Raw genomic sequence first — 26,476 nt, 5'->3', positions numbered from 1 at the left:
GCCATGCAGCCCCTTGGGACCACCTGTTTCCGCCCGGCACACGCAACGGGATCAATCCTGCAGGAAAAAGGACCATGCAACCGGGGCATGATCCCCTTCCCGCCACCCGTTATCAGGAATGGGCGGGATCAGAGGGAGATGCCAGGGCCCAAGATCCAAACCCCCTGAAGGGCCTCTGCCATAACCTGCGCAGTGTCATGCCGCCGGTATCAGGCTGCCCTTACCCGTTCATCAGCGCCAGCCCCTCGGCCACGGATACGAACTCGCCGCCCATATCCACCTTCTCTACGCCAAAGCGGCGGGTAAACAGCGCGCGCACGGCGGGCACGAATGATGTGCCGCCGGTCAGGAACACGCGGTCAATGGCACTGGCGGGCAGGCTGGCGCGTTCGAGCGCGGTTTCCACCGCCTGATCAAAACGCGCGAGGTCAGGTGCGATCCAGCCTTCAAATTCCGCACGGGTTATGGTGCGGTGAATGCTCACATCGCCATATTCATAATCCAGCGTGGCACTTTGCGCGCCAGACAGGTCCCGCTTGGCCTGACCTACGGCGCGATACAGCGCCTGGCCCTGCTGGGCCTCGATGATGTCGATCAGCGCCTTTATCTTTTCTGGCGCGGCGGCTGTGCGGGCCACGTCGGCCATATCGCGCAGTGTCTGGGGCGTGCGCATCAGCGCCAGCCGGTGCCATCGCCCCAGCGCCGCATACCACTCGGCAGGCACCGGCAGCGGCTGGCCGCCCATCACGCGGTAGGTGGTGTTGCGGCCAAGTTCAGGCGCGATCACGTTATCGATGATGCGGTAGTCAAGCTGATCGCCTGCAATGCCCACGCCCGCATAACCCAGCGGGGTTGCGCCCTGCGCGCTGGCAGGATCAAAACGCAGGATGGAAAAATCGCTCGTGCCGCCGCCAAAATCCCCGACCAGAACGGTGGCGGGCGCCGTAAGGCGCTGGGCAAAGTGCCAGCCTGCCGCTTCGGGTTCGAGAGCCACGTCAACATGATGGAAACCCGCCTGCGCAAACCCTGCCCTCAGCCGGTCCTCGCCAAAGGCATCATCGGCGCGGACCCCGGCAAAATGCACCGGCCGCCCCACGGTGGCGCTGACCTGGCCGGGGTCGATATCGAGCGTGCGCATCAGGCACGACAGGAAACGCGCCACCAGTGATTCCAGTGTCATCACCTGGCCGAGCAGCCGCGTCTGCCGGAAGGAGGACTGCGCCAGATACGACTTCATGGACATGATGAGGCGGCTTTCCGCCGGGTCTTCAAGGTAGGCATCGACCGCTGCTGCCCCTATGGCTTCCTGCAGGGAAGCGCTGCGGGGCTGCATCTCGTCATGCCACAGGCACAGCAGCGTGCGGCATGTCTCGGCAGGCGCATGATGGGGAAAATGGAAGCGCGCGGGCTGCGGCTGGCCCCTGGCGTCCAGCACCACCACAACGGTATTGGTCGTGCCGAAATCTATGCCAAGCCGCACGCCATGGGGGGGCTTTATGGAAGACATGCGGCCTCCCATACGCGCCGATGCGGGCCATGTCCATCGGGGTCATTCACATTTTGCGTAGGGTGGCGTAGGGGATGATATCATGACCGAGCCGTTTACCTGCGCCAATGCCCGCTATCGTACCGACACCCGCTACGGCCACCCTCATGGCACGGCACAGGCACGTGGCAGCGTGCTGCCCGCTCCGCTGGTAACACAGGCCGATACGGGTGATACCCTGTGGCTCGAATATGTCACTGGAGCAGAAGGCACGCGGTTCTGGCTCATGTGGTATGATGCCCATGGCCTGCCGCGCCTGACCAGCAGCGCGGTCATGGATCAGGCCAATCTGGCCATCATGCTGCGCGCGTTGGGTCACGGCGCGGAACTCGGTGCGGTGCAGGCCGCCGTGCTCCCTGCCCGGAACGCGCCCTGACCCGTCTGCCCGGTTTTGCCGATGGCCCCCGGCCTGTTATCAAGATCCCGCCCCCTTTTGCTGCATATGGCACGAGACGATATGATGAACCCATTCCCTACCCTGAACCGTAGCGCCCTGACGCGGCTTGCCGCCCTTGGCGCGCTCGTTCTGCTTGGCGCCTGTACTGCCCGTCATGACCCGGCGCGGGCGGCGCGGATCGGCATGCCCAACCCGGCCTCCGCCTATTGCCTGCACCTTGGCGGCAGGCTTGAACTGCGCAAGTCCCCCCAGGGCACAAGTGGCTGGTGCCACCTGCCTGATGGCGCCGTGATGGAAGAATGGGCCCTGTTCCGCCGCGACCATTCCGCCGGGCGGCCGTGACGCCACACCGCACTGCCCGGCTCGCCCTTCTGGGCCTGCTCGGGCTTGCGGGCTGTGGCGATGCCCTGATGGCGCGCAACCTGCCCCCGGCCCAGGATTGCAGGCAGCGCGGCGGAACATGGCGCGTAACCCCCGATGGCCATACCGGGCTGTGCACCCTGCCGCCTGGCGCAGGCGTGGCAGGCGCGCGCATCGTGCCCCGCCACCCACGCGCGCCCACGCGATAGCACACTGCCGGAAAAGTCCGTTCAGGCAGTTCTCCAAAACGCCCATGATGTTTTATATCGCCCGACTAGGTATCGCCATGCCAGCAAACGGCCGGGGGCATGCAGCATGCAACTGTGGCGCGGGTTGCCCGTTTTGGGTCAGGCAGGCTGTTTCACAAGGTCCCCTGCCGGTCGGCCATTGCCCAGAGTGGTCCTGACCCGTCCTTTACCCGGCATGGTGTTTTCTGAAACAGCCTCCTGATGCAACAAGGAGGAACCCGTGCCCGTAGCCGAGACCACCACCCCGCACCGCTTCATGCCCATTGGGGTCATGGCCCGTTCATGCGCCCTTGTGGTGGGCATGGGGCTTGTCCTGCCCCTCATGGCCTGTAGCGGTCGCATCGGGGAGGACGCCTGCATTTCCTGTTCGGCGGAAAAAACGGACACGCCTCCGCATGATTCCGCGGCTCCCTCAGGCAATGCCGTGGGCGAAGGCATGGGCGGCCCCACCGGCTCGCCCCAACAGGCAGGACAGGATCAGAGCCCCGGCGCCGCCAGCGCGCCGGGCATGTAAAGCGCGGCAAGGGCCGCGCGATCATTCACAGCAACGTGTTTTTACGCCTGCCAGGCGGGATGAACCCCAAAAAGCCAGGCGCGTTCGACCCTTGCCACCCTATTGAAAAACACCAAGGAGGATACAGGATGCGGCTCACCGTTTTCCCCGCCCTCCCCATCGCATTAGGGTTGGGGATCGGGATGGCAGCAGATGCATATGCCGATGACCCGGCAACACCGCAGCAGGTTGCGGCCTGCAAGGCCGATGCCCTGCGGCTGTGCCCGCTGGACATACCGGATACAAGACAGGTTGAAGCCTGCATGCAACGCAAAGTCACCCGTCTGTCGCCTGCATGCCGGGACACCGTGCAGGGTAAATAACACCGTCCCGTGACCGGGGTACGCCATGGCTCGGGCCTGCCCCGCTACCGTTTCTCGGAGGCTCACATGACGATTTCGCGTAATGTAACCGACATGACCACCCGCATCGGTGATTTCCTGACAGGCGCGCAGGGAGACCGTTCCGGCGCGCTGTCGGTACTCAATGACATTCTTGGCCCCCTGCCAGCACCAGACGAACCCAGCATGCTCGAGCACCGCGCGGAGGAAGCGGGCATGCTGCCGCTGATCCGCTCATGGCAGGAGCACGACAAGGCTCCGCATGCCGATGAAAGCACCATCCATGCCCTGTTCCGCCCGACGGAACTCGAGCGTTTCTCCACCCAGACGGGACTGTCCGAGCAGGCGGCAATGAAGATCCTGCGCGAGATGCTCCCTTCGGCCATCCGCCACCGGGCGCTGAACGCCCGCGCGGGCTGGCAGCCTGAAACCACGGCTGACCCCAACCTGCACTGATACACGGCAATCAGGTTCACGCCTTTTTCAGCCTGCCACACCGGGGCGCCTTTCCCCGGTGTGGCAGGTTTTTTTTCAACCCGGCCCATAGCCTTGAATCATCAAGACGTTTGGATGAATCTTTTTTCGGAAATCTTCAGAAGAATGCCGCCTTTTTGAAAAATAAGGCGGCATCCGGAAGCTTCTGTCAGCCCTGCTTCCTCACTTGCGCTCAGGCTGTATCGGGGGCGACCGCCGGACTGGCTGCCCGATTTCGCGCAGGGGATAGCCTGCCTTGACCCGCTGCTCGATCTCTTCAAGCGAGCAGCCCCGCGTTTCAGGCACGAGGAAATAACCGATCAGGAAGAAAACCGCATTGAAACCGGCCAGCAGCCAGAAGATGCCGTAATCCCCGATAAGACTCATGACCGACAGGAAAACATTGCTGATCAGCCAGTTGGTCATCCAGTTGGCGAAGGTGGAACACGCTATGGCCAGCCCGCGCCCCTGCAGGGGCTGGATTTCGGTGCACATGGTCCACGGCACCGGCCCCTCGCCCAGGGCATAGCCCAGCGTAAACAGCACCAGCAGCGCGATGATGGCAATACTGACCATGCTGCCCCCCACATGCGCAAACAGCACAAACCCGAATGCACACAGGCTGAAAGAGGCCATGAGCGTGCTGACCAGCAGAAGCGGGCGACGGCCCCAGCGGTCAATCAGCATGATGGCCGCGCCGGTCGCCACCATGTTGGCAAGGCCAAGCAATGTTGTGCACCACACTGCCGCCTGCGCTGAAAAGCCAAGATGCTCAAGCAGATGCGGGGCGTAATACAGCAGGATATTGATGCCCGCGAGTTGCTGGAACATCTGGAGCGTCATGCCCAGTGCGAGCGTCTTACGAAAACCGGCGGAGGTTTTCAGCAGTTCGAAGCCGTTTCCCTCGGTTTTCCTGAGGTTCTGTTCGATCCGGTCGAGTTCATTATTGGCGCGTTCGCGTGATCCGCGCACCTTTTGCAATACGCCGCGCGCTTCGCGCCTGCGCCCGTGCATGGCCAGCCAGCGCGGCGAATAAGGTACCTGTGTCGTGGCCAGGATGAAAAACACCGTTGGCACGGCCAGAATACCGAGCATCCACCGCCAGTGCCCGCCATACGAGAGCAGACTGTCAGACAGCAGTGCAAGGAGCATTCCGGCCGTGATGACAAGCTGGTAGAGCGAGATCATTGTACCGCGCTGGCTCTTTTCCGTAATTTCGGCAATGTAGAGCGGTGCTGAAAATGACGCGAAACCAACCCCGATGCCAAGACAGACACGCCCTGCAATCATGACGGGAATGGACGGGGCCAGCGAACACAGCGCGGTGCCAAGCAGGAACAGAAGCCCTGCATAGAACATTGCTCCCCGCCGCCCCCGGTAATGCGAAACCGGGATGGCCAGAAGCGATCCACCCGCCGCCCCAAGCATGAGCGAGGAGACAATCCATTCCTGCGCGCGCTCATTGGCGCCAAGGTCGATGCCCATGAATTTGAGCGCACCGGCAATGACACCGGTGTCGAGGCCAAACATAAGCCCGGCAAGTCCTGCCGCCCCGGCAAAAAGAAAAGCGTTCCGACGTCCTTGCTGCACGTTGTCCTGATAGGACAGGTCATCATGCTTCAGAGTATCGTCATTCACGATGAAAAGCCTTTTTATCGTTATAGTTACAATATAAAACGCTCCTCATAAAAAATAGTTCTATGGAATGTGCTCACTCATCCATGATCGGCAAGGTGCCGGGGCACCATATTGTGGTCTGCCTTGAATATAATGTTATGAAAGTGCCAGAAAGAAATAGCCCTTACAGGTCTCTTACGCAGCGCCAGTCTTGCCGTAGGACGACATGCCTCTTTATCCTGTCCTGATAAACATAGCCATGTATGATATCCGACCAGGGAAACCATGACAGGCGGCTATCCTGTTGTACAAAATCAACTTGTTTCCAGAATATATTGATTTATAATTCATGCGGAAGTTTTTGAATATAATATAATTGTAATGGAAAATTCTTTATTATGGTAATGGTCTTGTCTAGACAAAAATATTACTTTTTATCGTTATTGATTTTTTCATCTTTCCTGACAGGATGCTCTCACTACAGGAACCCCGACCCCATGCGTCCGGCCCATCTGGCTGCCGTTATGGATTCGGGCACACTGTGCCCCTCAGTTCAACATTCGCGCCATGCATCGAAATTGGTTGCTCATACCTTGAGGGATATCATCAGAAACAGCCCTCCTTACAGGCAGGCGCATCACCTGCCGCCTGTAATCCCTCACCCGGCACAAAATGACGGCTCGGTGAAAAAGGAACTGTATTGTCCCCTCTCCCCTCTTTTCAGGCATGAAAAATGGAAGATCATCTATGTTCTGCAAAAAGTTGCCCACGAACCAAAACCAGGCTGGGTCAGCTATAGCTATAAAGAAGGAATGGAAATAAGCACAATGATCTGGGATAGATATGGCTACAATCAGGAACCTGTCCATGCCCATAAAAAGATCAATCCGGCTCCTCATGCAACTACACGCGTCACGCCGCTTGATCTGTGGATCCAGCAGCACCTGTCTTACCCCGCAGCCGCGAGCAGCGCGGGTATTGACGGCTATACAACCGTCAGGGTCCGGATAACGCGTCTGGGCAAGGTCCGGTCTGTCCGTTTTGTCAAATCTTCGGGCAGCATTCTTCTGGATAATGCGACCATGAACATGTTCATGGGGCAGACACTTCCAAATGATCCGCATACAAAAATGTCAGATCATATTGATCTTACTGTAAAGTATATCATAGTCAGGCCATCCTGATACAGGCAGTACTCTGTAAATACAGAACTGTCAGGATACCGGTTCACGCCAGGCATGTCGGCTTGACCAAATGGGCCCCGTGTTTTTTTATGATTAAAACAACTTGTTGCTATGAATGATTTATTTTATATTTCAATAACCGCATTAAAGAAGTAATTAATATGCAGGAAAATTATCATAGTGCTAAATAAAATGGCAAAAAGAAAAGTTTATAAAATATCTTTATTGATTTTTTCCGCCTCCCTGACAGCATGCTCGCATTACTTGAAACCTGACCCCATGCGTCAGGAAAATCTGGAAAATGTTCTGAATTCAAAAAAAATCTGCCGCGATATCCCGCATTCCAGGATCGCATCGCGATTCATCTTTGATGCAATTAACAGTACCATCAAGAATAGCCCTGACTACAAGCAGGCGCACGGCCAGCACACAGTCTCGTACCATAACGAGCCACAACCCTCCGTTGTAACGCAGGAGGTACGATGCCCGCTTGTAACCCGGTTCCGTTTCGACCACAGGCCTAAGAAATACACAGCGGACATACAGTATGTTCTCACGAAAACTGTTGTTCAGGGCAAAATGGGCCCGCGTACCGTCATCGCGCCTTCAATCCTCTTCAACAAGACTTTCATGCACCAATACGGCTATGACCGTATTGTCCCGCAGTCTGACGTAAAACCGCCACCATCCGACCCTGCCCATGATTACGGCAGGCAGCTTGATCTATGGATACGCGGGCATATGATATACCCTGAAGCTGCCCAAAAAGCAGGCATTCATGGATACACAACCGTAACAGTCTTGATAAACCGGCAGGGTAAAGTCCTGTCCATCCGTTTCGTCAAATCTTCAGGCAGTGTCCTTCTGGATAACGCGACCATGAGCATGTTCATCGGCAAGACGCTCCCTGGCAACCCACCGCTCAAGGGCGCAGTGTTTCATATTGATCTGACAATCAATTATACCCTCGTGGGGCATTAAAATCAGCCGTGCGGTTGCGTGCCCGAGTTCAACCGGGCTGCCTTCATTCCGCATGGGTACAACCTGCGTTTATGCAACCGGGCAGGTCCATCGGGCGTTTAGTGTCCTCCCTGCCCACAGGTGACCCATGCAGCCTGACCGCCCCCTTGTTGCGGCCATTCCCGTGCGGAACGAGGCTGAGCGTATCGGCCCCTGTCTGCTTGCCCTCGCCCGCCAGCACGCAGCCCGCCTGACCCATGTTGTGGTGCTGCTCAACAACTGCACCGATGCAACCTTGCAGGCCGTGCAGGCCATAAGCGGCAGGCTCCCTTTTGCCCTTCATGTGGTTGAACGCACCTATCCGCCCCCGATCGCCCATGCCGGTACCGCGCGGCGCGCAGCCATGACACGCGCGGCTGAACTCGCGGGGCCAGAGGGCATCATGCTCACCACCGATGCCGATGCCGTGGTGGCACCGGACTGGCTGGCCCAGACGCTGGCTGCTTTTGCCAATGGGGCCGATGCCGTATGTGGTCGCGCGCTGATCGACCCGGTGGAGGCCGCGCGCCTGCCCGCCTGCCTGCATGAGGATGACCGGGCGGAAACCGATTATGCCACCATGCTCGACCGGATCCATGACCTGGCCGACCCCGATCCGCATGATCCGTGGCCACGGCATGTCGAGCATTCGGGGGCCAGCATTGCGGTGCGGACTGGCCTGTACCACCGCGCAGGTGGCATTCCCGCCATGCCATTAGGCGAGGACCGGGGGTTTCTGGCCGCCCTGCGCCGCGTTGATGCCGCTATTCGCCATGCACCTGATGTGTGGGTGAGCGTATCCGGCCGGATTGCAGGGCGTGCGCGCGGCGGAATGGCTGATACCATGGCCCGCCGCCTGATCCGGCAGGATGAAATGCTGGATGAAAGCCTGGAGGCCGCCATGATCTGCCTGCACCGCGCCCAGGCCCGCGCGGCCCTGCACCAGCTACGGGAGCAACCCATGCGCCATGGCCCCTGGCGGGCACGGGCCGAAAGACTTGCACGCCGACTAATGCTGCCCCTCTCCACCCTGATCGCGACCTGCGCGGAACCGTTTTTTGGCCTGGCATGGGAGCGGCTTGAGGCTGCAAGCCCCCTCCTGCGCCGCCGCCCTGTCAGGCGCGCGGGCCTTGCGGCTGAACACCAGCAGGCGGCCCGGATCGTGCTGCGCCTGCTGCACGCGCAGGCCCCGGTTCTGCCTGTGCTTGATGGATGATGGAAGCATCAGACAGCGCCTTCTTTGAGGTTTTTTGGAAAAAAGCTTCACCAAAAACTTCTGTGTTTATCAGCTATCTGCTTTTGCAATCCGCGCCCAGCATGTCCAGCCGGTAATGGGCATAGTGCCGGGCATGGGTCACCAGCAGCCCGGCTGCAAGGCAGGTGGCTATGAAGTGGCGGGCGGCCTCGTTGCCATCGCAGGGCGTATCGGTCGGGCCGGTCCAGTTGACCAGCACGATTGGCGCGTCTGCCTGCCGCACACGCAGGCAATGGCTGGCGAGCCGCGCAATATCGGCGCGCGAGAGAAAATACAGCATTTCGGAAATAATGATCAGATCGCACGATGCCTCTGGCAGATCAGGAAAGGCATCCGGCAATTGCCCCCGATAAAATGTTACCCCCGCCAGCCCCGCGCATCGGCGCCGTGCCTGCGCAAGGGCTGATTCGGCCACATCCACGGCCAACAGGTGGTCGCATTGCCGCGCCAGACGGGCGGTCATGGCGCCGATGGAGCAACCGAGTTCCAGCGCATGATGGAACCGTCGGCCTGCCAGCAGCGCAAGGGTGTGCCGGTATTTGTCACGTTCATAGGGGCGGCTTCCCACCCCCCACGGGTCGGAACTGGCGGCATGAATGCGCTCGAACACGGCGCGTGGCCAGCTCGCTCCGCTCATGGCGCAAGAAAAACCTCAAAATCCGTTATCAGCGCCGCCAGCAGGCTGGCAGGCAGGCTGAAGCCGGTGGGATCATCGGTAATCAGGCCGCCATACTGGCTTTCATGCGCGCTGACGGCACGGGCCTTGAGGGCACGATATGGGCTGATGTCAAGGCGCAGCCCCACGGGTGGGCCGTGGTCAAGGTCCGTCTCCCCCGCCACAAGCCAGCCCCATACCGGATAGGCCAGCAGCCTCAGCGCATGGAATTGGTGCAGGGCAAGGCCCATTTTCCATACGGCTTCATGATCGCAATGAGGATCAAGCCGCGAGGGGGCAAAAACAGTGCTACAGCCATGCCGCGTGGCCAGGCTGGCCAGCTCCCGCACCAGATGGTCGAAAACCGCCCCCTCATGCGCGGCTCCAGCATCAGGCTGGTTGAGGAACACCACGCGCTCCGGCCCCAGCCCCAGACAGGCCAGCGCGCGCAGGGCCTCCTGCCGCCGCTGTTGCCGCAGCCGTGCTGCAGGCCACTGGCGCGAGTGGGGGTGCGAGGCCGCGCCGTCGGTCACGATAACGACAATCGGCGGGTGCCCGGCCTGGCAGCACGCGGCAATCAGGCCACCACAGCCCAGGCTTTCATCATCGGCATGCGGGGCGAGAATCAGCGCCGTGCCGGGCGCGATATCGGGCAGCGGGGCCAGCGGCAGACCGCGCCACGCCGCATGCAGGCTGGCCGCCTTCATGCAAAAGCCTCCGTGGGTGGCAGGTCGCGCTGCGTGAACCATGCCGCGGCCTCGCACAGTGTTTCATCCGGGGCGGGCTGGCGCAGGTAGGTAGCCAGATCGCGGGTCAGCCGTTCCGCCACGTTTGTCTTGATGAAGGCCGCAAGCCCCAGCCCGCGCTGGACCAGTTCGATCACCTCCAGCCCGGCCCGCTCCACCGCAATCCGCGCCAGATTGACGGTGGCGGTGATATCACCCGCCGCGTAGCGCTCCTGCACGGTGGCGACCAGGGCGGCCTTGCGTGTCCAGTCCAGTGCGGTCTGGGCAGCAATCAGGGCATGGCCAATGCGCGCCAGCTGGGCCGGGGCCTGTGCCCGCCCCCGGGCGGCAAGCTGCCCGCGCAGCACGCTGGTGAGCCGTTCTATCCCGCCAAGGGCCACGGCCATGGCCCGCCATGCCCCGGCTGAAAACTCAGGCTGGCGCAAATAGTCATCCACCTGCCCGATCAGACTGTGCGGCGCGATCGACTGGCCCTCGAAATCACATTGCCCCGTGCCTGCCCCCCGCATGCCGCTCAACCCGCCAATGGAAGGATGGATGACACAGCCCTGCCCCACGGGAACGAGCAGCATACCCGTCGCGCCCGCCTGCGTGCGGGCCGTAACCAGCGCCCGTGTCACATGGCCCGCGCCGGAGGCAAAGGCCTTCTGCCCGCGCAGGATCAGGCCCTGAGCGGTCTGTTCCAGATGCAGGGGGTGCGCGCCATCGGTCACCCATACACCAAGCAGCGCGCCCTCGCGCACATCGGCCGCGAGGGCGGCGCATTGGGCCGGTGAACCGTAACGGCTGACAAGGCGCAGGGCGTTGACATGCCCCTCCACCACACGGCCGAGTGCCAGGCTGCCCTGTCCCACCAGCCGCAACAGGCGCAGCAGGCCGGTGGCGGCCTCAGGCGTTGCATCGGGCCAGCAGCCGCCAGACGCCAGTGGTAATGCTGCTGAAAGGACGCCAAGCGCCCGCAGTCGCGCCAGGCCATGCGTGGGGAAAACCCCCTGCGGGTCATTCGCGCTGGCTTCCGCCTCGAGTTCAGCGCGGCAGGCCGCCAGGGCTTCAAAGGGAAAACTCATGCAGACACGCTCCGTATTCCCGGAAAACAGGAAAACGGAGCAACCGGATCAACCCGTCACCACCTCTTCCCTGCCTGCACAAACAGCCCCGGAGCGCACTTGGTTCCCCTCAGATCATGCACACCACCCGGCGCCATGGGCATTTACCAGTGCCTTGCCTGATCCGGCCTGCATGCCCCTGTAGCCAGTTTTTCCTTCAGGAACGGATTTCCCGTTCACCGTGCCGCAATCTTGACCCGGCTAGACGGTCCTATCGCCGCCCCACAATATCCGCCACTTTCACGGCATAGCGGTCCGTCATGCCCGATACGAAATCGGTCAGCGCATGCAGGGCGTCATAGGCGTTGGTGACATGGGCGACCGGCAGCCGCAAGGCGCGCACCACCTGCGCATGATAGGCGCTCAGCCGGCTGCTGTTCCAGTCCACGGCCCGCAGTTCATTGAGCAGTGGCAGGAGGCCATCCAGAATGCGATAGACGACATTGCGCCCATAAACCTCAAGCTCCGTCTTGCGCGCCGCGTTGAAGATCTCGGTTCGCGCCACATGCCGGATGGCCTGGAATTCCGCCCCGAGCCGTGATGCCTCGACAAGCGAACGCGGAAAGGTTCCCGCCATGATGGCTGCGTAATTCTCACGAAAGGCATCAACGCAGGCGCCAATCGCGCCGCTGATGGCCTTGGCGCGGTAGATGGAGACGATATCGGCAAGGCTGCGCTCGGGGTAATCCCTGCGTGAGCGGGCGGTGAGTGCGCCAAGCAGGTCGGTTGCCACCTCGAAGCTGATATCTTCCGAAAGGTAGGCGTCCTCAAGGTCCATGATATTATAGCAGATATCGTCCGCCGCCTCCATCAGGAAGGCCAGCGGGTGCCGCCGCCACCATGAGCCGACAACCTGCCCGCTGGCGTTGCGCACATCCGTGCGCCCCAGGCCAAGCTCGGCCGCGACATGCGCGAAGGTGGGCACATCATTCTCAAAAAACCCGTATTTCTTGAGGCCGATATAGGGCATGCCCTCCATCACGCCCTCAGCCCCCGCCAGCAGCCGCACAGGCGCTGAAACCGGATATTTGGTAAAAGCCCCAAGCGAACCCAGCGCAAGCCGCATGCCGCCTTTATTGCGATACATCTCGGTACGGGTGAGGATGCGAAACCCCTGGGCATTCCCCTCAAAAGCATTGAACTCGACCTGCTGCGCGGGCGTGACGTCGCCCATGATATCGCAGCCGGCTGCAAATTTTTCCTGGAACCATGACCCTATGGCTTCCTCACCGGAATGGCCGAAAGGCGGGTTGCCGATATCATGCGCCATGCATGCCGTCTGCACGAGGCCCGCCACGACCTTGACCTGCTCGGCGGTCAGTTCCCTGAGGTCATCAGCCAGCCATGACCCCACTTCGGTGCCCAGCGAGTGCCCCACCGTTGCGGCCTCAAGGCTGTGAATCAGGCGGTGATGCACATGGTCGTTATCATAAAGCGGGTGAACCTGGGTCTTGTTCGCCAGCCTGCGGAAGGGTGGCGAGAACAGGATCCGGTCCATGTCCTGCATATAGGCGGGGCGGTGCTTTTCCTGCGTGTAGTCGGGGTCGTTCAGGCGTTCGGTCCTGAGAAGCGTGTTCCACTGCATGCCCGGTCAATCCATGATGGCAATATGAGCGCCATCATCCGTGCTGCCCCTGCCCCGGTCAAGCCGCAGGCGCACGCCATTATTCCTCGCCGCCCGACCCGAACAGGAATTCAATCGCCCACATGGCCAGCCGCATCACCGCCCATGTCAAGAAACACAGCAGGATGCCGTTACGGATTACTATGGAAATCTGATAAATCATATTCCATTGGGTCACGCGTCAGTGTTCCTTTCAGCCAGGAATTCTTGTTTCATGATATGCGTGTGCACCCTCACGCCCTGATTTACCAGTATTTACGGCCTGATATTCCCTTGATCCGCATGGTCAGGGGCAGATATCTGCCACAGATCGTGTTGCCATCCATCATATGATATTCCTGCCTTGGTGCCCCACACGCTTTGAGTCGTAGCCTTTCTTTTCAGCTTACAGGGCGCATCCGCAAAAGTATATGTTTCGTTATCGAAACGCATGAGCGCTCCGGGGCAGCGGATACGCTTTCCCAACAGAGCTTTAACAGATGGTAGGGCTGCATTTTTTTCATGCCACATCCTGTCATAACAATATTAAATACGCCGCATGTGTTGGTCGACACATCCGTGATGAAGAAAGACCAGACGGCGGGAGTTCCGGCTCCTGCCGTTTCTGTTTTTACTCCCCCTTTCCTTGCCCGCATGCCTCATGGCGGTTTTCGCTGCCGCCCGTTCGTGGCAGGCTGGGCGGCATGAAACCAAACCTGCTGATCAGTGGCTGCCTCGCGGGGCTGCCCGTGCGCTATGATGGCTCGGCCCGTCCCCTGCTTGAGCGCAGTCTGGCGCGATGGCAGGCCGAAGGGCGCGTGACGGTCTGCTGCCCCGAAACGCAGGCCGGCCTCATGACCCCCCGCCCCCCGGCTGAAATTGCGCAGGGGCGTGATGGCATGGCCGTGCTTGACGGGCTGGCCCATGTTCATGAAGCGACAGGGCAGGATGTATCGGCCCCGTTTGTGGCGGGCGCTCATCTCGCACTGGCCATGGTCCGGCAGCATCACTGTGCACTGGCGCTGCTGATGGATGGCAGCCCGTCATGTGGCAGCAGCTTTATTTATGACGGCACGTTTAACGGCATGCGCCATGCCGGGATGGGGGTCACCGCAGCACTCCTGCGCCGCCACGGGGTGGCCGTGTATGCGCCCGCGCAATTCGCGCTTGTTGCGGCCATAATGGACTGACCTTACGGCGTGTGTGCAGGCAGGCTGCGTTGTTCCGGCATTTCAGGAATATTGTCATGAATACAGGATGTGCCCGGATTGGCTTGTAAAACACGCTCTGAATTCGTGGGGCATGCCCTGTGTTACGTTTGGTCAGGTTTTTTTACGCAGCGTTATACAGGTGCGACGTATCATGGTGCATGCGGCCTCGGCTTGCCCGGCCATCCACCTGCGCCGGGGCCGTACCGCCCGGTTGCGCATGACGCCCTTGCACCTGACATGCGGCTTTTGCAGCCGGTAGTCCCCATGGCGCAGTCGCACCTGCTCCGCCCGCAGCCTGATGGGATGTATATCGGCATGCGTCTGCTCCCGCGCTTTGTCATGCTTCTTGCCTGCGTTGCATCACTCGCCGCCTGCGCTGACCATAATCCACGCGTGGATGACAATGCGCGCGCGGCATCCGATCATGGCAATGGTGGCCCGCAGGGCGAGTGGGGCAGCCTGGGTGGCGGCTGGAGCGGACCGGGCAACATGGGCTGGTAGGAGCAGCTTTTATTGCTGCAAGATGAATAATATATAATCCGTTTGAAACAAAAAGACGCTATCCGCATATAATACTGTGACATTGACCCCTTACAAGCGCTGCAAAACCACCAGAGGTATTGCCCATGCTCAAAAGGATCACCCTCGTGGCCCTGTCCGCCATGATGGTCGCAGCCCTGCCCCGGCCTGCGGCCAGCCACAGCTATCATATCGGCCTGCCCGCGCGGCTACGTGCCCATAACCATGTCAATTCAGTTTATGGCTACATGCCGGGGCATAGTGCCGTGATCCCCAGGGATAGCAGCCGTTACCGCAACATTGAGGCCAGATGCGAGGGCCGTTCGCTTGGCAGTGACTATACGGCAACGACCATCGGGGTCAGCCAGGCCTCGCACCGTAATTTCTTTGCGGAATGCATGACACAGGCTGGCGCATGGCAATAAAGGGCCCACGACACAACCTGTCTGTTCATGCCAGATGTAACGCGCTACGACGGAAAGCACCGTTACTGGCATAAAGGCAGGCATGATGGATGAAGCTTTCTGGCAGACGAAGTGGGAACGCGGTGAGATCGGTTTTCATGAACCCTGCCCCAATGCCCTGCTGACCCGCTATCTGCCCGCCCTGCGCCTGCCTGCGGGCGCGCGGGTTTTTGTGCCCCTGTGCGGCATGAGCCTCGATATTCACTGGCTGCTGGCTCAGGGCTACGCGGTGGTGGGCAGCGAACTCAGCCGCATTGCCGTAACACGTCTCTTTGCCGCGCTTGGCCTTGTGCCACATGTCACGCCCCTCGGCGCGCTTGATCGCTTCGAGGCAGGAAAACTCTGCGTTTTTGTCGGCAATATCCTTGATCTTACCCCCACGCAGCTTGGCGCGGTGGACGGCGTCTATGATCGCGCGGCGCTGATTGCCCTGCCCGCCACCATGCGGGCAGCCTATGCCAGCCACCTCGTTGCCCTGACCCGTGCCGCGCCGCAACTGCTGATCTGCCTGGAATATGACCCGTCACGCCGGGCGGGCCCACCCTTTGCGGTAGATGAAACGATGCTGCGCCAGTATTACGCCACGACCTTCACGCTCAACCGCGTGGCACGGCAATCCGTGCCCGGCGGCCTGAAAGGCGCCTGCCCGGCATGGGAAAGCGTATGGACCCTGACGCCCCTGCAGTATGCCACCGGCCCCTGAGGTTCAACGCCATCCATCATGACCTGCCCGAAGGGTTGCCCGTTACAATCCACAACACGAGTGCTGGAATAAAGAAATACAGCGCCGTGGCCGCCAGCATCCAGGGCATGATGAAAGACATGTCGGTATGCAGCACGTAGTGGCAGATCAGATTGGCAAGCCCCAGCATGACCACGACGCACAGGCAGGCGCACAGATTCATCACCGGTGTGCGCTCCGCGTTGATCTGCCGGATGTGTTCTATAATCGATCGCATGATTCCGCCTGTATCCGTATGGGTGCCGGGGCCGTATCCAGCCGGGCCGATGCCGCCCGGAACCCGAAGGGTGCGTGCCACCCACGCCCGGCCCCCGTGTTGCCCCTTCTATAATGCCCGCAGGGCAGGAAGTCACTTCCATGAACATGCGCGTGACACAGGCCGTTTCACGCACCGCCTGCTTCCGCCGCCAGTTTTTTTGCTGTAACATGCCTGTATGCTGACACGCGCTTCGCTTACGGCCTCGGATCTTGCTCGCGTTCTTGAGCAGAGCACGGATTGCGTCAAACTGCTTGACTGCAATGGCAACCTGATCTGGATGAACGCCAACGGCCTGTGCGCCATGGAGATTGACTCCTTTACCCAGATCGCGGACATGCGGTGGGCCGGGTTATGGCCCGATGTGCTCCAGCCCGATATAGAAAACGCCTTCCGCTCCGCCCGCGCGGGTGAAACCGCCCGTTTTCGCGGGGCGTGCCCCACGGCCAAAAACGATCCGCGCTGGTGGGAAGTCAGCATAACACAGGTATGCGATGATGCCGGCAGGCCCATCGGGTTTCTGAGCATCTCGCGCGATGTGACCCAGGCCGAGAACGACCGCGAGGCCCTGCGGGTCATGATCGGGGAGATGCGCCACCGCCTGCGCAACAGCTACACCATCGTATGCAGCCTGCTGCGCCGCTTTGCCGGTCATAACCCCCAGCTTGGTGAATTCGTGGCGGATATGGAACTGCGCATCATGGCGCTGGCCCGCGCGCAGTCACTGTTTGATGACGACGCGACACCCGCCGACCTGCGGGAACTGATCGAGATGCTGGTCACACCCTTCTATGGTGCCGCTGAGGACTGTTTCACGCTCGATATTCCCCCCGGCCTCGCCCTGGACCGACGCGCGGCCGATGCCGTGGCGCTGGTGATCGGGGAATTATGCGTCAATTCAGCTAAATACGGCGCAGTCAGCCAGGGCGGGCGCATCGGCCTGCACTGGCGGGGCAGTCCGGGTGAATTACGGCTGGAGTGGGTGGAACATGCATCCCTTCCCGCCTCCGCGCTGCCTGGCGGGCGCGGGCAGGGCCTGCGCCTGATCGGCCGCATCGTCAAGACCTGTGCTGGCACGTTCAACATGCAATGGCGTGCAGACGGGGTTACGGCCGCCATATTCCTGCCGCTGTCAGCATAAAATTAGGTTTTGGTGACACTTTTTGAAAAAGCGTTCCTGCCCGCAAGCATCCTTCAAGCTCCGGAAACGGAGCGTTTCCAATTTTGGCGTATCGGCGGGCGCATCGGGCCGTATTGTTAAGGCCAGTGCCGGACACACCCGGTAGCGCAGCTCGCAACATAGCGGAAGGTCATGAATATGCCCAAGGTTCTCGTACTGTATTACTCATCCTATGGCCATGTGGAAACGATGGCCCACGCCGTGGCCGAAGGCGTGCGCGAGGCCGGGCTGGAGGCCGTGGTCAAGCGCGTGCCTGAACTCGTGCCTGAACAGGTCGCCAAAAACCACCATTTCAAGACCGAGCAGGCCGCCCCGCTCGCCACCACGGCGGAACTGCCGGAATATGATGCGATCATCGTGGGTGCGCCCACCCGTTTTGGCCGCCTGCCCTCACAGATGGCCAATTTCTGGGACCAGACCGGCGGCCTGTGGCTCAAGGGCGCGCTGGTCGGCAAGGTTGGCGCGGTGTTCACCTCCACCGCATCGCAGCATGGCGGGCAGGAAACCACGCTGTTCTCGCTTATAACGAACCTGCTGCATCATGGCATGGTCATTACAGGCCTGCCCTACAGCTTTCAGGGCCAGCTCAAGGTCGATGAAGTGACCGGCGGCGCGCCTTATGGCGCCACCACCATCGCGGCAGGCGACGGCTCACGCCAGCCCAGCCCCACCGAGCTTGATGGCGCGCATTATCTTGGCCAGCACGTGGCAGGGCTTGCGCGCAAGCTCACCGCCTGATCTGCCTCTCCCCCGGCCCGTTACGCCGGGGGAGACCCCTGCTGCCTACGGGCAGTTCCCTTCCTGTGCCCAGGGCGGGTGGGCAAAGGCGCTCACCAGATAATCAATAAACGCATTGACCCGGATGGGCCGCAGCCCGCTTGCGGGCGTAATCAGGTAAAGTCCCACCGGCGGCACGTCCCAGCCGGGCAGCAGGCGCACGAAGCGGCCTGCCTTCAGCCCCTCCCACACCATGAATTCGGGAAACAGTCCGAACCCCAGCCCCGCCTCGAGCGCGGGCAGGAAGCCCGCCGCATTATCGGCCCTCAGCCGTGCCGTCTGTGAGAGCACGAACTCCCGACCATCGCTTTCATGGTGCAGGCGGATCATGCCGGGGGCGGAGGTATTGGTATAGACAAAGCTTCTGTGCCCCGCGAGCGCGCGCGGATGTTCTGGCGCGCCAATATGCGCCAGATAGGCGGGCGTGCATACCAGAGCCAGCCGCACGCTGCACAACCTCCGGGCACGCAGCGATGAATCGGCTAGGGCCGCGATGCGTAGCGCCAGATCGTAGCCGCCCGCCACCAGGTCCACCAGCGCATCGCTGTAATCTATGGTGAGGTCGATTTCGGGGTAACGCAGCAGAAACTCAGGCAGGACCGGGGCCAGGTGCTGTATGCCAAAGGTCATGGGGGCGGCCATGCGGATCAGCCCCGAAGGGGCGCGCGTGCCGCCACGGGCCTGTGTCTCGGCGGCCTCGGCTTCGGCCAGGATCGTGCTGGCATGGCCAAGCAGCAGGCGCCCTGTCTCGGTTAGCGACATCTGGCGCGAATTGCGGTTGAACAAAGCCACGCCAAGCGACTGCTCAAGCCGGCTGATGGCCTTCGACACCGTGGGCTTGGAGAGCTGTATCTCCTCTGCCGCGCGGGCAAACGAACCGCGCTCCGCCACTTTGGCAAAAATGGCCCAGGCCTCGAAATCCGGCAGTCTCATCGGCAAACTCGGGAAAGGGTGCGTGCCATGCATTTCCATAACTGATCTGCGCGCCCCTGTCTCCACCCCGGCCTGTGCAGCACATGATAAAAAAACGGAAATGAAGCATTTCATTCATTTCCATATGAATACCCCTGCCCGCCCGATACCATGGGGACAACAGAAAGGAAGAAACCCGATGATCGAAGTCCGACCCTTTGGCCTGCTGGGCCACGCCAACCATGGATGGCTCGATGCAAGGCATCATTTCTCCTTCGCGGGGTATCATGATCCCGCCCGTATGCACTGGGGTGCGCTGCGGGTCTGGAATGACGATATGATCGCGCCCGGCACCGGCTTTGGCACCCATCCGCACCGGGATATGGAAATCATTACCTTCGTGCGCGAAGGAGCCATCACTCACACCGACAGCCTGGGCAATACCGGGCGCACCGAGGCGGGTGACGTGCAGGTGATGTCGGCTGGCACCGGCATCCGCCACAGCGAATACAACCGTGACGCGGTGGCCACCCGCCTGTTCCAGATCTGGATCATGCCCGACCGTGCTGGCCATGCGCCCTCATGGGGCACGCGGGCTTTCCCGCGCGATGAGCGTGCCGGGCAGTTTGTGGTGCTGGCCTCGGGGCGGCCGGGTGATGACGACGCCCTGCCCATCAATGCCGATGCCCGTGTGCTTGGGGCCACCCTGGCCAGGGGGCAGACAGCCACTTACAGGCTGGGCGCCGGGCGACTGGGCTACCTCGTGCCCGCGCGCGGCGCGGTGGAAATAGACGGTGTGCGTGTAAACGAGCGTGATGGGGCGGCGCTGTCCGATATCGAGACCCTGCACGTGCGCGCGCTGGAGGATGCCGAGATCATTGTGGTCGATACCATCGCCTGAACCGCCGGCGGTGTGTATCATGCAGGCCGGGGCGCAATACCGTGCCCCGGCCTGACCCACGCCATGACCAGGACTGATCCGTGACCCCTGCTTCCTATTCCGCCACATGGTCGCCTGATGGCGCGCCCGCTGCTGCTCCGCCTTATGGTGAATCCTATCCGGTGCGGCTGACTGATGGCTCCACCCTGACCCTGCCGCTGCGCGCCCTGCCCGGCGGCGAGCGGGCCATTGCCCTGCTCATGGCCAACCAGACCGGCTTTGCCGTCGAGTGCCAACTCACTCGCCTGCTGGCCGGAATGGTCGGCCCGCTGGCCCCCCAGGCGATCGTTGGCGTGCCCACCATGGGGCTGGCCTACGCCCGCCCCGTGGCTGAAAAGCTTGGCTTTGACGATTACGTGGCGCTGGGGCACTCACGCAAATTCTGGTATGATGACAGCCTTGCCATCGCGCTTACATCATCGACCAGTCCTGACCAGACCAAGCATCTTTACCTTGACCCCGCCCTGGTGGAACGCGTGCGGGGCAGGCGCGTGGTGGTGATTGATGATGTGCTCAACACCGGCCGCACGGCTGCTGCTGCCGTGCAACTGCTTAAACACGCGGGCGCATGCGTCGTGGCCATTGCAGCCGTGCTGACCGAAGGCTGGGCCTGGCGCGCGGCATTGGATGCGGCCTGCCCCGGCACCGTGCCACCGGTGCATGCGCTGGGTCATATTCCGCTCTTTGGCGGGCAGGCAGGCAACTGGCGCCCCCTGCCCGGCACCTGAAACTGCCCATTGTCTTGCCGGGGTCTTTGCGGCATGACGGCACTATCAAATTCACTTTTGCCCGCAGCAGGTCGCTTTATGTCAGAACACACGCCCATCGGTCTTGAAAACCCCACCGCTCCCGTCAGCGCGGTGACACATTCAGGTAACTTCCACCTTGATGAGACGCTGGGCTATGTGATCCTGCATTACGCGCTGGCGCCGGATGGCGACCTGCGCGGGCGCGTGATGGGCACCGGCCCGGATGGGCGGCTGGCCTTTACCCGCACCCGCTCGCCCGAGCGCATTGCCGCAGCCGATATCGTCTTTGACGTGGGCGGCAAATACGACCCCGCCACGGGCCGCTACGACCACCACATGAAGGAAAAGCCCCTGCGCGAGGACGGCACGCCCTATAGCGCGGCCGGGCTGCTGTGGAAGGATTACGGCATGGCCGCGATCCGCAGCATCCTTAAAAACCCTGCGCCGGAACCCGAAGTCGCCGCCATCTGGCAGTCCATTGACCGCTCGCTCGTGCTGCCCATCGACCTTGATGATAACGGCGTGACCAAGATGGGCAAGCTGTCGCTGGCCGATATCGTCTCCGCCTGCCGCCCCACATGGGATACGGTGGAGCTGTACGGCCCCGATGCCGCCAAAACCCGCGAGACCGAAGGCTTCGCCAATGCGGCGGTGGCGGTTGCCGGGCACCTCGTCAACATGATCGACCGCGTGCGCGCCAGCCTCAAGGCGGAAAGCCGCGTGCTCGCCGCCTATGCGCAGGCGGAGGACAAGCGCATCCTGCTCATGGAAACCGGCATGCCGACCGAGAAGGTCATTTTCGATCATGACCTGCCGGTGGTCTATGTCGTCTCCCCCGCCGCGCCCGATCGCTGGAACGTCAAGGCCATTCCGCCCGTGCGGGGTGACTTTGGCCAGCGCGTCTCCCTGCCCGAGGCCTGGCGCGGACTTGATGGCGCGACGCTGGCAGGCGTATCCGGCGTGGCCGATGCGGTCTTTGCCCACCCGGCCCGCTTCATCTGCGGGGCGGCAAGCCGCGCGGGCGCGCTGAAAATGGCGCAGCTCGCCCTTGAGATCGACGCCGCACAGGCACAGGGCTGAACCTGCCCGTGCCCCTGAACCGCAGGGGTGCGGCCTTTTCCGGAGCTTTTTTGAAAAAAGCTTCGCCAAAGACCTGGATGATTTCAGGATATGGTCGGGCCTGCCTTCGTTCATGGGCGGCAGCGCATGCAGCCAGCATGCCTGATGATGCCATAAACGTGATGGGACAGGCCCTCTATCCGGCCTTTTCCCCTCTTTCCGGTGGCCCCGGCGCATCCCACGTCACCTCCATCGGGCGGGACATGTCCCCCCGTAAGGGAGGTTGCCATGAATATGGGAACACGGTACCGCACAAACCCCAGTGTCATGGATATGGTCGGCCTGGGCATGGTCCTGCTGACACTGGCGTTATGGTTATCCTTTATCTTCATATGAACAGGCAGACCGACAGGTAGCGCCTGATCGGCAGCATGCCCCGGATACAGGAGGCGTCAATGAAGTTGCGTCTACGTCGTGCCTTTCAGACCGGCACGGACAACCCCGGCTATGCCAGCCGGTGGGACATCATGGGCCCAGCCCTGCTGGCCATCGCCTTTGCGCTCTCAACGGCGATGATCTTTTTACTTTAGGCGGAACGTCTTTACACCGGGCCTGCCGGGGCAGGAAAAGCTACGCAGGCCCGGATCCTGTCGCCCCACCCTGAAAACTGCCTCGGGCAGCCTTTCGTGGCAGCATTCCGCACGCCGCAGGGCCGTGTTGCGCCGTTGCCTCAAAAAGGCAGAATGGTCGGGTGTCATCAGATATTCCACCGGGTCCGCCCAAACCTTCCGTCTCCTGCCACGTTGCCAGTCGGCAGTTACAGGAGATCCCCATGAGCCGGACCCTACAGATCCTCGCGATCCTTTCCCTTACCCTGTCCATGACCAGTTGCGCCGACGGTCGGCACCACCACCACCATCGGGAATGGCAGGACGGTCACTACGGTGATGGCTACGGCCCCCATGGCGCGCGCATGCGCGGTGGCCCCGGCGGGCGGTGGTAACGCCAGGGCAGGCAAATGGCAGGCAACATCCCGCGCGGTCCGTGCGTTAGGTGGAGGCAGGGCATGACCCTGCCCTTTCTCCACCATGACGGAGCGCCTGCATGACCACCACCATCCCCCCCCAGAGCCAGCCCCACCAGCCCGGCGTCGAGCGGTTGATGAACCCGCAGGCCGAGCATATCCGCGAGAGCTATCGCGGCAGCGGCAAGCTGAAGGGGCGCCGGGCCCTTGTCAGTGGTGGTGATAGTGGCATCGGGCGGGCCGCCGTGCTGCATTTCGCCCGTGAGGGCGCCGATGTCGCCATTCTCTACCTTGAAGAAGATGAAGACGCGCACGAGAGCGTTCGCCTGGCCGAGGCCGAGGGAGTGAAGGCGCTTGCCATACGCGGCAACGTGGCCAACAGCGCTGTATGTGATGATGCGGTCAAGCAGACCGTCGATACGCTGGGCGGCCTCGACATCGTGGTGAACAATGCGGGTGTGCAGTATGTCAGCGAAGACCTGACCGATATTACCGATGACATGTGGCAGCACCACATGGATGTGAACATCAACGGTTATTTCTACCTCACCCGCGCCGCCCTGCCGCATCTGGGGCGTGACAGCGCCATCATCAATACATCCTCAGTCAATGCCTTCGCGGGTAATGCCTCGCTCGTGGCCTACACCACCACCAAGGCGGCCGAAATGGGCTTTACCCGCGCGTTGGCCCTGCAGCTTGCGCCCAGGGGCATCAGGGTGAACGCCGTAGCCCCCGGTCCGGTCTGGACCCCGCTGCAACCTGCAAGCTGGGGGCCGGTTGACCCCGAGGCCGTCGCCCATCTGGGTGACAAGACGCCCCTTGGCCGTGTTGGCCAGCCCAGCGAACTGGGGCCAGCCTATGTGTATCTGGCAGCGCAGGATTCATCGTTCGTGACCGGGCAGACCCTGCACGTCAATGGCGGCATGATTATCAATGGCTGAGCCGCTGCCCGCCCTGATGCTGCCCGCCGCATCATGGCTGCGCCTGTCCCCCCATCGCCGCTGGCTCGACATGCAGGGCCAGCGCCTGCTTGATTTCTCCAAGCCATCACGCGTGGCGCAGGGCTTCGCCGCCCTTGATGATGACGGCGCCCTGCCGCCCCCCGCCACGGCAGACAGTACGCTTAGCGCGCGCATGACCCATGTCTATGCCGTGGCTTCAGGGCGCGGCCTGCCGGGCTGTGGGCCGCTGGCCGCCCATGGCGTGGCCTGCCTGCTCGGCCCCCTGCGTGACCATGAGCATGATGGCTGGTTCCTCACGCCGCCTACCGATGGCTCCCGCCCGGCAGATGCCCGCAAGCAGGCCTATCTGCATGCCTTTGTGGCCCTGGCAGCGTCATCCGCAACAGTTGCGGGCGTGCCGGAGGGCCGCGCGCTGCTCGATGCCGCACTCAGGGTATGGGAAGAGCATTTCTGGAGCGAGCAGGAAGGCGTCTTTCGTGAAAGCTTTGCCGCTGACTGGTCGGATGAGGAAAACTATCGTGGCGCCAACGCCAACATGCATTCGGTCGAAGCCTGCATGGCGGTGGCGGACGTAACGGGCAACCCGGTGTGGCGGCAGCGCGCGCTGCGCGTGGTGGAGCGCTTCATCCACACGCTGGCCCGCGAGGCCGACTATTTTCTGCCCGAGCATTACGACCGGAACTGGACCCAACTGCCCGATTACCACCGCAACACCCCTACCGACGCCCTGCGCCCCTATGGCATGACGCCGGGGCATTTTGTGGAATGGTCGCACCTGCTGCTCAAGCTGGAGGCCGCCTTACTGCGCACGCAGGGCAATGCGCCATCATGGCTTCTGGACGATGCCGTGGCCCTGTTCCACCGTGGCATGGAAACCGGCTGGGCGCGCGATGGCGCGCCGGGGCTGGTCTATACCATCGACTGGAACCACCAGCCCGTGGTGCACAACCGCCCCCACTGGTGCCAGGCCGAGGCCATGACCGCTGCCGCCGCCCTGCTCAAACGCACGGGGCACGCGCAATATGAGCAATGGTACCGCACGATATGGAATTATATCGACCTGTACATGATCGACCGCAAACGGGGTGGCTGGATACAGGAACTTGACCAGCACAACCGGCCATCCGCCGTGGTCTATGCAGGCAAGGCCGATCTGTACCATGCCTGGCAGGCCACTATTACACCGCTGCTGCCACTTGCGCCAAGCTTTGCTACGGCCGTATCATTACTGGAAAATTAGGGCCTGAAAGGCACGCTATGCCATAAAGCCCTTGGCCCGCGATTTTCAGGAAATGATCATATGAACGGAACGTACGGATCAGTCATAGATGCGTTGAAGAAGCATCTTGAAGTAGATCATCCGGATACATTGACTGTAGATCAACTGGTTACGGAACTTCATAGAAACTTTATCACCGTTCCTGAATTTGTTCCAGATATGTTGGGGTTACTGTCAGACAAAGACGAAAGAGATGAAGCCAGTTTTCTGATACTCAAGGCCGCAGAAGATCTGGATAATCATGTTTATATAAAAAAAGATTCTGGAATTCTTCCCTGAATTAATCAAAATTGCCCCTGAGTGGTCTGTATTTCCGTTATTAAGAGTGATAAACAACCAGAAGTGTAAGAAAATACTTCTGTCGCAGCTCAGCCTGTCCTCAAAAAACATCAAGGAATCAGTATTTGCTACATGCAGGCGGATAAATGATGAGTCGCCTGATTTTATGGAAAGAACCCGCGCTGTCATCGCCTGTTGCGAAGTATAAAAAGTTAAATAATCTATGCTTTACCATGATGACAGGCCCTTGCCTGGTTCAGGCTGAGTTTATTGGCCCCACCTGAATAGTCCGGGTCCGCCGACTGCACGGGATCATCTTCCCAATTACAGACGGGACAGATCTCATATCCTCCATACTCTGAAATTTCCAATGATTTACAGCACGGGTATGGTAGCAGTTCCGTCATGGCCTGTTCCTATCAATCGAGCAGAAACCATTTTGTTACCATGGTCGATATCATGATAACAGGATACCTCCTGAAAGATATTTTCAAGTCATATACAAGGGCGCAGATCATGTTCGATCTTTTTTTTACCAGCGAAGGCCGTATGTTCGGTGAGGCAGGATATAATGGCAGCATAAAAATTGGAAATTTCTCTGAAAATTTCTTCTCCAACAATATATTTTTCAATGCACGCCAGTATCAGGAACAGTGGCTTGCGGCAGCGGAAAGAGTGCTGTCAAACGGGAAATCGTATTTTCTGGTAAATGTTTATGACCCCGACATGGCCAATTTCTTTACGTCCTGGCCCTGTTCTGTAATTGATGGAACAGTTTATATTCAAAATCAAATCATTTTTGCCGATCAGTATTGCCTGAGTGACATTCTCTCCTTCCAGACCAACCTGGGAGAAATCGAATTTATTGACGAGGATGGTGAAAAGTTTTCCACCTGGCAGACAGACCTGCATGCCATGCAGCAGTTCCGCACGAAAATGCGCCACCTTCTCGCCTGAAAACTGCGTTCACGCGCCCAGCCCCGATCCATGCCCGCAGAAGCGCGCGTGACATAAAATCATGGCAGGCACTCCCGCATGC

34 protein-coding genes are annotated in these 26,476 nt (G+C 60.9%); 24 read left to right on the top strand and 10 right to left on the bottom strand.

The window, feature by feature from the left end:
- Positions 1–220: 220 nt before the first annotated feature.
- Positions 221–1,507: an Hsp70 family protein gene (locus CDI09_RS07785; RefSeq protein ID WP_078527586.1), complete on the bottom strand. Its 1,287-nt coding sequence runs from the start codon at positions 1,505–1,507 to the stop codon at positions 221–223.
- A gap of 82 nt (positions 1,508–1,589) precedes the next feature.
- Here CDI09_RS07785 and CDI09_RS07780 point away from each other — a divergent pair, with 82 nt between their 5' ends.
- The 6 genes from CDI09_RS07780 to CDI09_RS07755 all read left to right on the top strand — a co-directional run bounded on the left by CDI09_RS07780 (position 1,590) and on the right by CDI09_RS07755 (position 3,901).
- On the top strand, positions 1,590–1,922 hold the full coding sequence (locus tag CDI09_RS07780; protein WP_078523827.1) for a hypothetical protein: 333 nt from the start codon (positions 1,590–1,592) through the stop codon (positions 1,920–1,922).
- A gap of 81 nt (positions 1,923–2,003) precedes the next feature.
- On the top strand, positions 2,004–2,285 hold the full coding sequence (locus CDI09_RS07775) for a putative hemolysin (protein ID WP_078527584.1): 282 nt from the start codon (positions 2,004–2,006) through the stop codon (positions 2,283–2,285).
- Complete coding sequence (locus CDI09_RS07770; protein ID WP_110571234.1) at positions 2,282–2,512, top strand: hypothetical protein; 231 nt, start codon at positions 2,282–2,284, stop codon at positions 2,510–2,512. The genes CDI09_RS07775 and CDI09_RS07770 overlap by 4 nt, the downstream gene beginning before the upstream one ends.
- 259 nt (positions 2,513–2,771) lie before the next feature.
- Entirely contained in the window at positions 2,772–3,065 is a 294-nt protein-coding gene (locus CDI09_RS07765; RefSeq protein WP_078523823.1) for a hypothetical protein, read from the top strand.
- 182 nt (positions 3,066–3,247) lie between these two features.
- Positions 3,248–3,427: a hypothetical protein gene (locus tag CDI09_RS07760; protein WP_236944565.1), complete on the top strand. Its 180-nt coding sequence runs from the start codon at positions 3,248–3,250 to the stop codon at positions 3,425–3,427.
- 66 nt (positions 3,428–3,493) lie between these two features.
- Positions 3,494–3,901, top strand: coding sequence for a YidB family protein (locus CDI09_RS07755; protein ID WP_078527580.1), 408 nt, complete (start codon positions 3,494–3,496; stop codon positions 3,899–3,901).
- A 201-nt stretch (positions 3,902–4,102) separates the two neighbouring features.
- On the opposite strand, the gene CDI09_RS07750 is transcribed toward CDI09_RS07755, so the two are convergent.
- Positions 4,103–5,557 carry a sugar porter family MFS transporter gene (locus CDI09_RS07750; protein WP_110571233.1) on the bottom strand — a complete coding sequence of 485 codons (1,455 nt, stop codon included), beginning with the start codon at positions 5,555–5,557 and terminating at the stop codon, positions 4,103–4,105.
- Between the two features lie 476 nt (positions 5,558–6,033).
- On the opposite strand from CDI09_RS07750, the gene CDI09_RS07745 reads away from it, so the two are divergent.
- The 3 genes from CDI09_RS07745 to CDI09_RS07735 all read left to right on the top strand — a co-directional run bounded on the left by CDI09_RS07745 (position 6,034) and on the right by CDI09_RS07735 (position 8,935).
- Entirely contained in the window at positions 6,034–6,720 is a 687-nt protein-coding gene (locus CDI09_RS07745; RefSeq protein WP_167370152.1) for a TonB family protein, read from the top strand.
- Positions 6,721–6,900: 180 nt separating this feature from the next.
- Complete coding sequence (locus CDI09_RS07740) at positions 6,901–7,701, top strand: energy transducer TonB (protein ID WP_146220821.1); 801 nt, start codon at positions 6,901–6,903, stop codon at positions 7,699–7,701.
- A gap of 127 nt (positions 7,702–7,828) precedes the next feature.
- Positions 7,829–8,935, top strand: a complete 1,107-nt coding sequence (locus CDI09_RS07735) for a glycosyltransferase (protein WP_078523818.1) — start codon at positions 7,829–7,831, stop codon at positions 8,933–8,935.
- Positions 8,936–9,008: 73 nt separating this feature from the next.
- Here the strand turns inward: CDI09_RS07735 and CDI09_RS07730 are convergent, their stop codons facing one another.
- The 5 genes from CDI09_RS07730 to CDI09_RS18095 form a co-directional block, all read right to left on the bottom strand.
- Complete coding sequence (locus CDI09_RS07730; RefSeq protein WP_078523816.1) at positions 9,009–9,611, bottom strand: class I SAM-dependent methyltransferase; 603 nt, start codon at positions 9,609–9,611, stop codon at positions 9,009–9,011.
- Complete coding sequence (locus tag CDI09_RS07725) at positions 9,608–10,336, bottom strand: PIG-L deacetylase family protein (RefSeq protein ID WP_078523814.1); 729 nt, start codon at positions 10,334–10,336, stop codon at positions 9,608–9,610. Before CDI09_RS07725 ends, CDI09_RS07730 begins: the two co-directional genes overlap by 4 nt.
- Positions 10,333–11,442, bottom strand: a complete 1,110-nt coding sequence (locus tag CDI09_RS07720) for an acyl-CoA dehydrogenase family protein (protein ID WP_078523812.1) — start codon at positions 11,440–11,442, stop codon at positions 10,333–10,335. The genes CDI09_RS07725 and CDI09_RS07720 overlap by 4 nt, the downstream gene beginning before the upstream one ends.
- Positions 11,443–11,692: 250 nt before the next feature.
- The gene (gene dgt, locus CDI09_RS07715) at positions 11,693–13,066 is read right to left on the bottom strand and encodes a dGTP triphosphohydrolase (protein WP_078523810.1); all 1,374 of its coding nucleotides are present in this window, start codon (positions 13,064–13,066) and stop codon (positions 11,693–11,695) included.
- Between the two features lie 79 nt (positions 13,067–13,145).
- Positions 13,146–13,283 carry a hypothetical protein gene (locus CDI09_RS18095; protein ID WP_167370151.1) on the bottom strand — a complete coding sequence of 46 codons (138 nt, stop codon included), beginning with the start codon at positions 13,281–13,283 and terminating at the stop codon, positions 13,146–13,148.
- A gap of 505 nt (positions 13,284–13,788) precedes the next feature.
- Here CDI09_RS18095 and CDI09_RS07710 point away from each other — a divergent pair.
- The 4 genes from CDI09_RS07710 (at position 13,789) to tmpT (ending at position 15,981) form a co-directional block, all read left to right on the top strand.
- On the top strand, positions 13,789–14,274 hold the full coding sequence (locus CDI09_RS07710) for a DUF523 domain-containing protein (RefSeq protein WP_078523808.1): 486 nt from the start codon (positions 13,789–13,791) through the stop codon (positions 14,272–14,274).
- A 192-nt stretch (positions 14,275–14,466) separates the two neighbouring features.
- Positions 14,467–14,796: a hypothetical protein gene (locus tag CDI09_RS18545; RefSeq protein WP_236944563.1), complete on the top strand. Its 330-nt coding sequence runs from the start codon at positions 14,467–14,469 to the stop codon at positions 14,794–14,796.
- A 125-nt stretch (positions 14,797–14,921) separates the two neighbouring features.
- On the top strand, positions 14,922–15,239 hold the full coding sequence (locus CDI09_RS07700; RefSeq protein WP_078523806.1) for a hypothetical protein: 318 nt from the start codon (positions 14,922–14,924) through the stop codon (positions 15,237–15,239).
- 85 nt (positions 15,240–15,324) lie between these two features.
- Positions 15,325–15,981 carry a thiopurine S-methyltransferase gene (gene tmpT / locus CDI09_RS07695; RefSeq protein WP_078523804.1) on the top strand — a complete coding sequence of 219 codons (657 nt, stop codon included), beginning with the start codon at positions 15,325–15,327 and terminating at the stop codon, positions 15,979–15,981.
- Positions 15,982–15,997: 16 nt separating this feature from the next.
- On the opposite strand, the gene CDI09_RS07690 is transcribed toward tmpT, so the two are convergent.
- Positions 15,998–16,237, bottom strand: a complete 240-nt coding sequence (locus CDI09_RS07690) for a hypothetical protein (protein ID WP_078523802.1) — start codon at positions 16,235–16,237, stop codon at positions 15,998–16,000.
- Between the two features lie 217 nt (positions 16,238–16,454).
- On the opposite strand from CDI09_RS07690, the gene CDI09_RS07685 reads away from it, so the two are divergent.
- Both CDI09_RS07685 and wrbA read left to right on the top strand, forming a co-directional pair.
- Positions 16,455–17,417: a sensor histidine kinase gene (locus CDI09_RS07685; RefSeq protein ID WP_078523800.1), complete on the top strand. Its 963-nt coding sequence runs from the start codon at positions 16,455–16,457 to the stop codon at positions 17,415–17,417.
- Between the two features lie 177 nt (positions 17,418–17,594).
- The gene (gene wrbA / locus CDI09_RS07680) at positions 17,595–18,194 is read left to right on the top strand and encodes an NAD(P)H:quinone oxidoreductase (RefSeq protein WP_078523799.1); all 600 of its coding nucleotides are present in this window, start codon (positions 17,595–17,597) and stop codon (positions 18,192–18,194) included.
- 45 nt (positions 18,195–18,239) lie between these two features.
- Here wrbA and CDI09_RS07675 read toward each other — a convergent pair whose 3' ends face one another.
- A complete protein-coding gene (locus CDI09_RS07675) occupies positions 18,240–19,166 on the bottom strand; it encodes a LysR family transcriptional regulator (protein ID WP_078523798.1) in 927 nt (308 codons plus the stop codon).
- Between the two features lie 178 nt (positions 19,167–19,344).
- On the opposite strand from CDI09_RS07675, the gene CDI09_RS07670 reads away from it, so the two are divergent.
- The 8 genes from CDI09_RS07670 to CDI09_RS17570 all read left to right on the top strand — a co-directional run bounded on the left by CDI09_RS07670 (position 19,345) and on the right by CDI09_RS17570 (position 25,437).
- Positions 19,345–20,046: a pirin family protein gene (locus CDI09_RS07670; protein WP_078523797.1), complete on the top strand. Its 702-nt coding sequence runs from the start codon at positions 19,345–19,347 to the stop codon at positions 20,044–20,046.
- Positions 20,047–20,126: 80 nt separating this feature from the next.
- A complete protein-coding gene (locus CDI09_RS07665) occupies positions 20,127–20,813 on the top strand; it encodes a phosphoribosyltransferase (protein ID WP_078523796.1) in 687 nt (228 codons plus the stop codon).
- A gap of 78 nt (positions 20,814–20,891) precedes the next feature.
- The gene (locus CDI09_RS07660; RefSeq protein WP_078523794.1) at positions 20,892–21,914 is read left to right on the top strand and encodes an MYG1 family protein; all 1,023 of its coding nucleotides are present in this window, start codon (positions 20,892–20,894) and stop codon (positions 21,912–21,914) included.
- A gap of 434 nt (positions 21,915–22,348) precedes the next feature.
- Positions 22,349–22,483 carry a hypothetical protein gene (locus tag CDI09_RS18805; RefSeq protein ID WP_257788372.1) on the top strand — a complete coding sequence of 45 codons (135 nt, stop codon included), beginning with the start codon at positions 22,349–22,351 and terminating at the stop codon, positions 22,481–22,483.
- A 242-nt stretch (positions 22,484–22,725) separates the two neighbouring features.
- Positions 22,726–22,896 carry a hypothetical protein gene (locus tag CDI09_RS18090; protein ID WP_167370150.1) on the top strand — a complete coding sequence of 57 codons (171 nt, stop codon included), beginning with the start codon at positions 22,726–22,728 and terminating at the stop codon, positions 22,894–22,896.
- A 101-nt stretch (positions 22,897–22,997) separates the two neighbouring features.
- Positions 22,998–23,858 carry a glucose 1-dehydrogenase gene (locus CDI09_RS07655; RefSeq protein WP_078523791.1) on the top strand — a complete coding sequence of 287 codons (861 nt, stop codon included), beginning with the start codon at positions 22,998–23,000 and terminating at the stop codon, positions 23,856–23,858.
- Positions 23,851–25,119, top strand: a complete 1,269-nt coding sequence (locus tag CDI09_RS07650) for a D-mannose isomerase (protein WP_078523790.1) — start codon at positions 23,851–23,853, stop codon at positions 25,117–25,119. The genes CDI09_RS07655 and CDI09_RS07650 overlap by 8 nt, the downstream gene beginning before the upstream one ends.
- A gap of 60 nt (positions 25,120–25,179) precedes the next feature.
- Positions 25,180–25,437 carry a hypothetical protein gene (locus CDI09_RS17570; RefSeq protein WP_146220820.1) on the top strand — a complete coding sequence of 86 codons (258 nt, stop codon included), beginning with the start codon at positions 25,180–25,182 and terminating at the stop codon, positions 25,435–25,437.
- Between the two features lie 221 nt (positions 25,438–25,658).
- Here the strand turns inward: CDI09_RS17570 and CDI09_RS18960 are convergent, their stop codons facing one another.
- Positions 25,659–25,844: a CPCC family cysteine-rich protein gene (locus CDI09_RS18960; protein WP_078523787.1), complete on the bottom strand. Its 186-nt coding sequence runs from the start codon at positions 25,842–25,844 to the stop codon at positions 25,659–25,661.
- A gap of 109 nt (positions 25,845–25,953) precedes the next feature.
- Between CDI09_RS18960 and CDI09_RS07635 the strand changes: the two genes are divergently transcribed.
- A complete protein-coding gene (locus CDI09_RS07635) occupies positions 25,954–26,394 on the top strand; it encodes a hypothetical protein (protein ID WP_146220819.1) in 441 nt (146 codons plus the stop codon).
- Positions 26,395–26,476: the final 82 nt, after the last annotated feature.

Source organism: Komagataeibacter nataicola (assembly GCF_003207795.1).
GTDB lineage: Bacteria > Pseudomonadota > Alphaproteobacteria > Acetobacterales > Acetobacteraceae > Komagataeibacter > Komagataeibacter nataicola.
The sequence above is the reverse complement of the archived record's forward strand: the minus strand, read 5'-3'. Positions and strand labels throughout refer to the sequence as shown.

Coding starts and splice junctions, on each gene's coding strand:
- wrbA (WP_078523799.1), top strand. CDS start 17,595: ATGCCCAAGGTTCTCGTACTGTATTACTCATCCTATGGCCATGTGGAA.
- CDI09_RS07685 (WP_078523800.1), top strand. CDS start 16,455: ATGCTGACACGCGCTTCGCTTACGGCCTCGGATCTTGCTCGCGTTCTT.
- CDI09_RS07755 (WP_078527580.1), top strand. CDS start 3,494: ATGACGATTTCGCGTAATGTAACCGACATGACCACCCGCATCGGTGAT.
- CDI09_RS07675 (WP_078523798.1), bottom strand. CDS start 19,166: ATGAGACTGCCGGATTTCGAGGCCTGGGCCATTTTTGCCAAAGTGGCG.
- CDI09_RS07785 (WP_078527586.1), bottom strand. CDS start 1,507: ATGTCTTCCATAAAGCCCCCCCATGGCGTGCGGCTTGGCATAGATTTC.
- CDI09_RS07780 (WP_078523827.1), top strand. CDS start 1,590: ATGACCGAGCCGTTTACCTGCGCCAATGCCCGCTATCGTACCGACACC.
- CDI09_RS07635 (WP_146220819.1), top strand. CDS start 25,954: ATGTTCGATCTTTTTTTTACCAGCGAAGGCCGTATGTTCGGTGAGGCA.
- CDI09_RS18090 (WP_167370150.1), top strand. CDS start 22,726: ATGAGCCGGACCCTACAGATCCTCGCGATCCTTTCCCTTACCCTGTCC.
- CDI09_RS07655 (WP_078523791.1), top strand. CDS start 22,998: ATGACCACCACCATCCCCCCCCAGAGCCAGCCCCACCAGCCCGGCGTC.
- CDI09_RS07660 (WP_078523794.1), top strand. CDS start 20,892: ATGTCAGAACACACGCCCATCGGTCTTGAAAACCCCACCGCTCCCGTC.
- dgt (WP_078523810.1), bottom strand. CDS start 13,066: ATGCAGTGGAACACGCTTCTCAGGACCGAACGCCTGAACGACCCCGAC.
- CDI09_RS07670 (WP_078523797.1), top strand. CDS start 19,345: ATGATCGAAGTCCGACCCTTTGGCCTGCTGGGCCACGCCAACCATGGA.
- CDI09_RS07720 (WP_078523812.1), bottom strand. CDS start 11,442: ATGAGTTTTCCCTTTGAAGCCCTGGCGGCCTGCCGCGCTGAACTCGAG.
- CDI09_RS07745 (WP_167370152.1), top strand. CDS start 6,034: ATGCGTCCGGCCCATCTGGCTGCCGTTATGGATTCGGGCACACTGTGC.
- CDI09_RS07710 (WP_078523808.1), top strand. CDS start 13,789: ATGAAACCAAACCTGCTGATCAGTGGCTGCCTCGCGGGGCTGCCCGTG.
- CDI09_RS07760 (WP_236944565.1), top strand. CDS start 3,248: ATGGCAGCAGATGCATATGCCGATGACCCGGCAACACCGCAGCAGGTT.
- CDI09_RS07775 (WP_078527584.1), top strand. CDS start 2,004: ATGATGAACCCATTCCCTACCCTGAACCGTAGCGCCCTGACGCGGCTT.
- CDI09_RS07725 (WP_078523814.1), bottom strand. CDS start 10,336: ATGAAGGCGGCCAGCCTGCATGCGGCGTGGCGCGGTCTGCCGCTGGCC.
- CDI09_RS07650 (WP_078523790.1), top strand. CDS start 23,851: ATGGCTGAGCCGCTGCCCGCCCTGATGCTGCCCGCCGCATCATGGCTG.
- CDI09_RS07700 (WP_078523806.1), top strand. CDS start 14,922: ATGCTCAAAAGGATCACCCTCGTGGCCCTGTCCGCCATGATGGTCGCA.
- CDI09_RS17570 (WP_146220820.1), top strand. CDS start 25,180: ATGAACGGAACGTACGGATCAGTCATAGATGCGTTGAAGAAGCATCTT.
- CDI09_RS07735 (WP_078523818.1), top strand. CDS start 7,829: ATGCAGCCTGACCGCCCCCTTGTTGCGGCCATTCCCGTGCGGAACGAG.
- tmpT (WP_078523804.1), top strand. CDS start 15,325: ATGGATGAAGCTTTCTGGCAGACGAAGTGGGAACGCGGTGAGATCGGT.
- CDI09_RS18960 (WP_078523787.1), bottom strand. CDS start 25,844: ATGACGGAACTGCTACCATACCCGTGCTGTAAATCATTGGAAATTTCA.
- CDI09_RS18805 (WP_257788372.1), top strand. CDS start 22,349: ATGAAGTTGCGTCTACGTCGTGCCTTTCAGACCGGCACGGACAACCCC.
- CDI09_RS07730 (WP_078523816.1), bottom strand. CDS start 9,611: ATGAGCGGAGCGAGCTGGCCACGCGCCGTGTTCGAGCGCATTCATGCC.
- CDI09_RS07690 (WP_078523802.1), bottom strand. CDS start 16,237: ATGCGATCGATTATAGAACACATCCGGCAGATCAACGCGGAGCGCACA.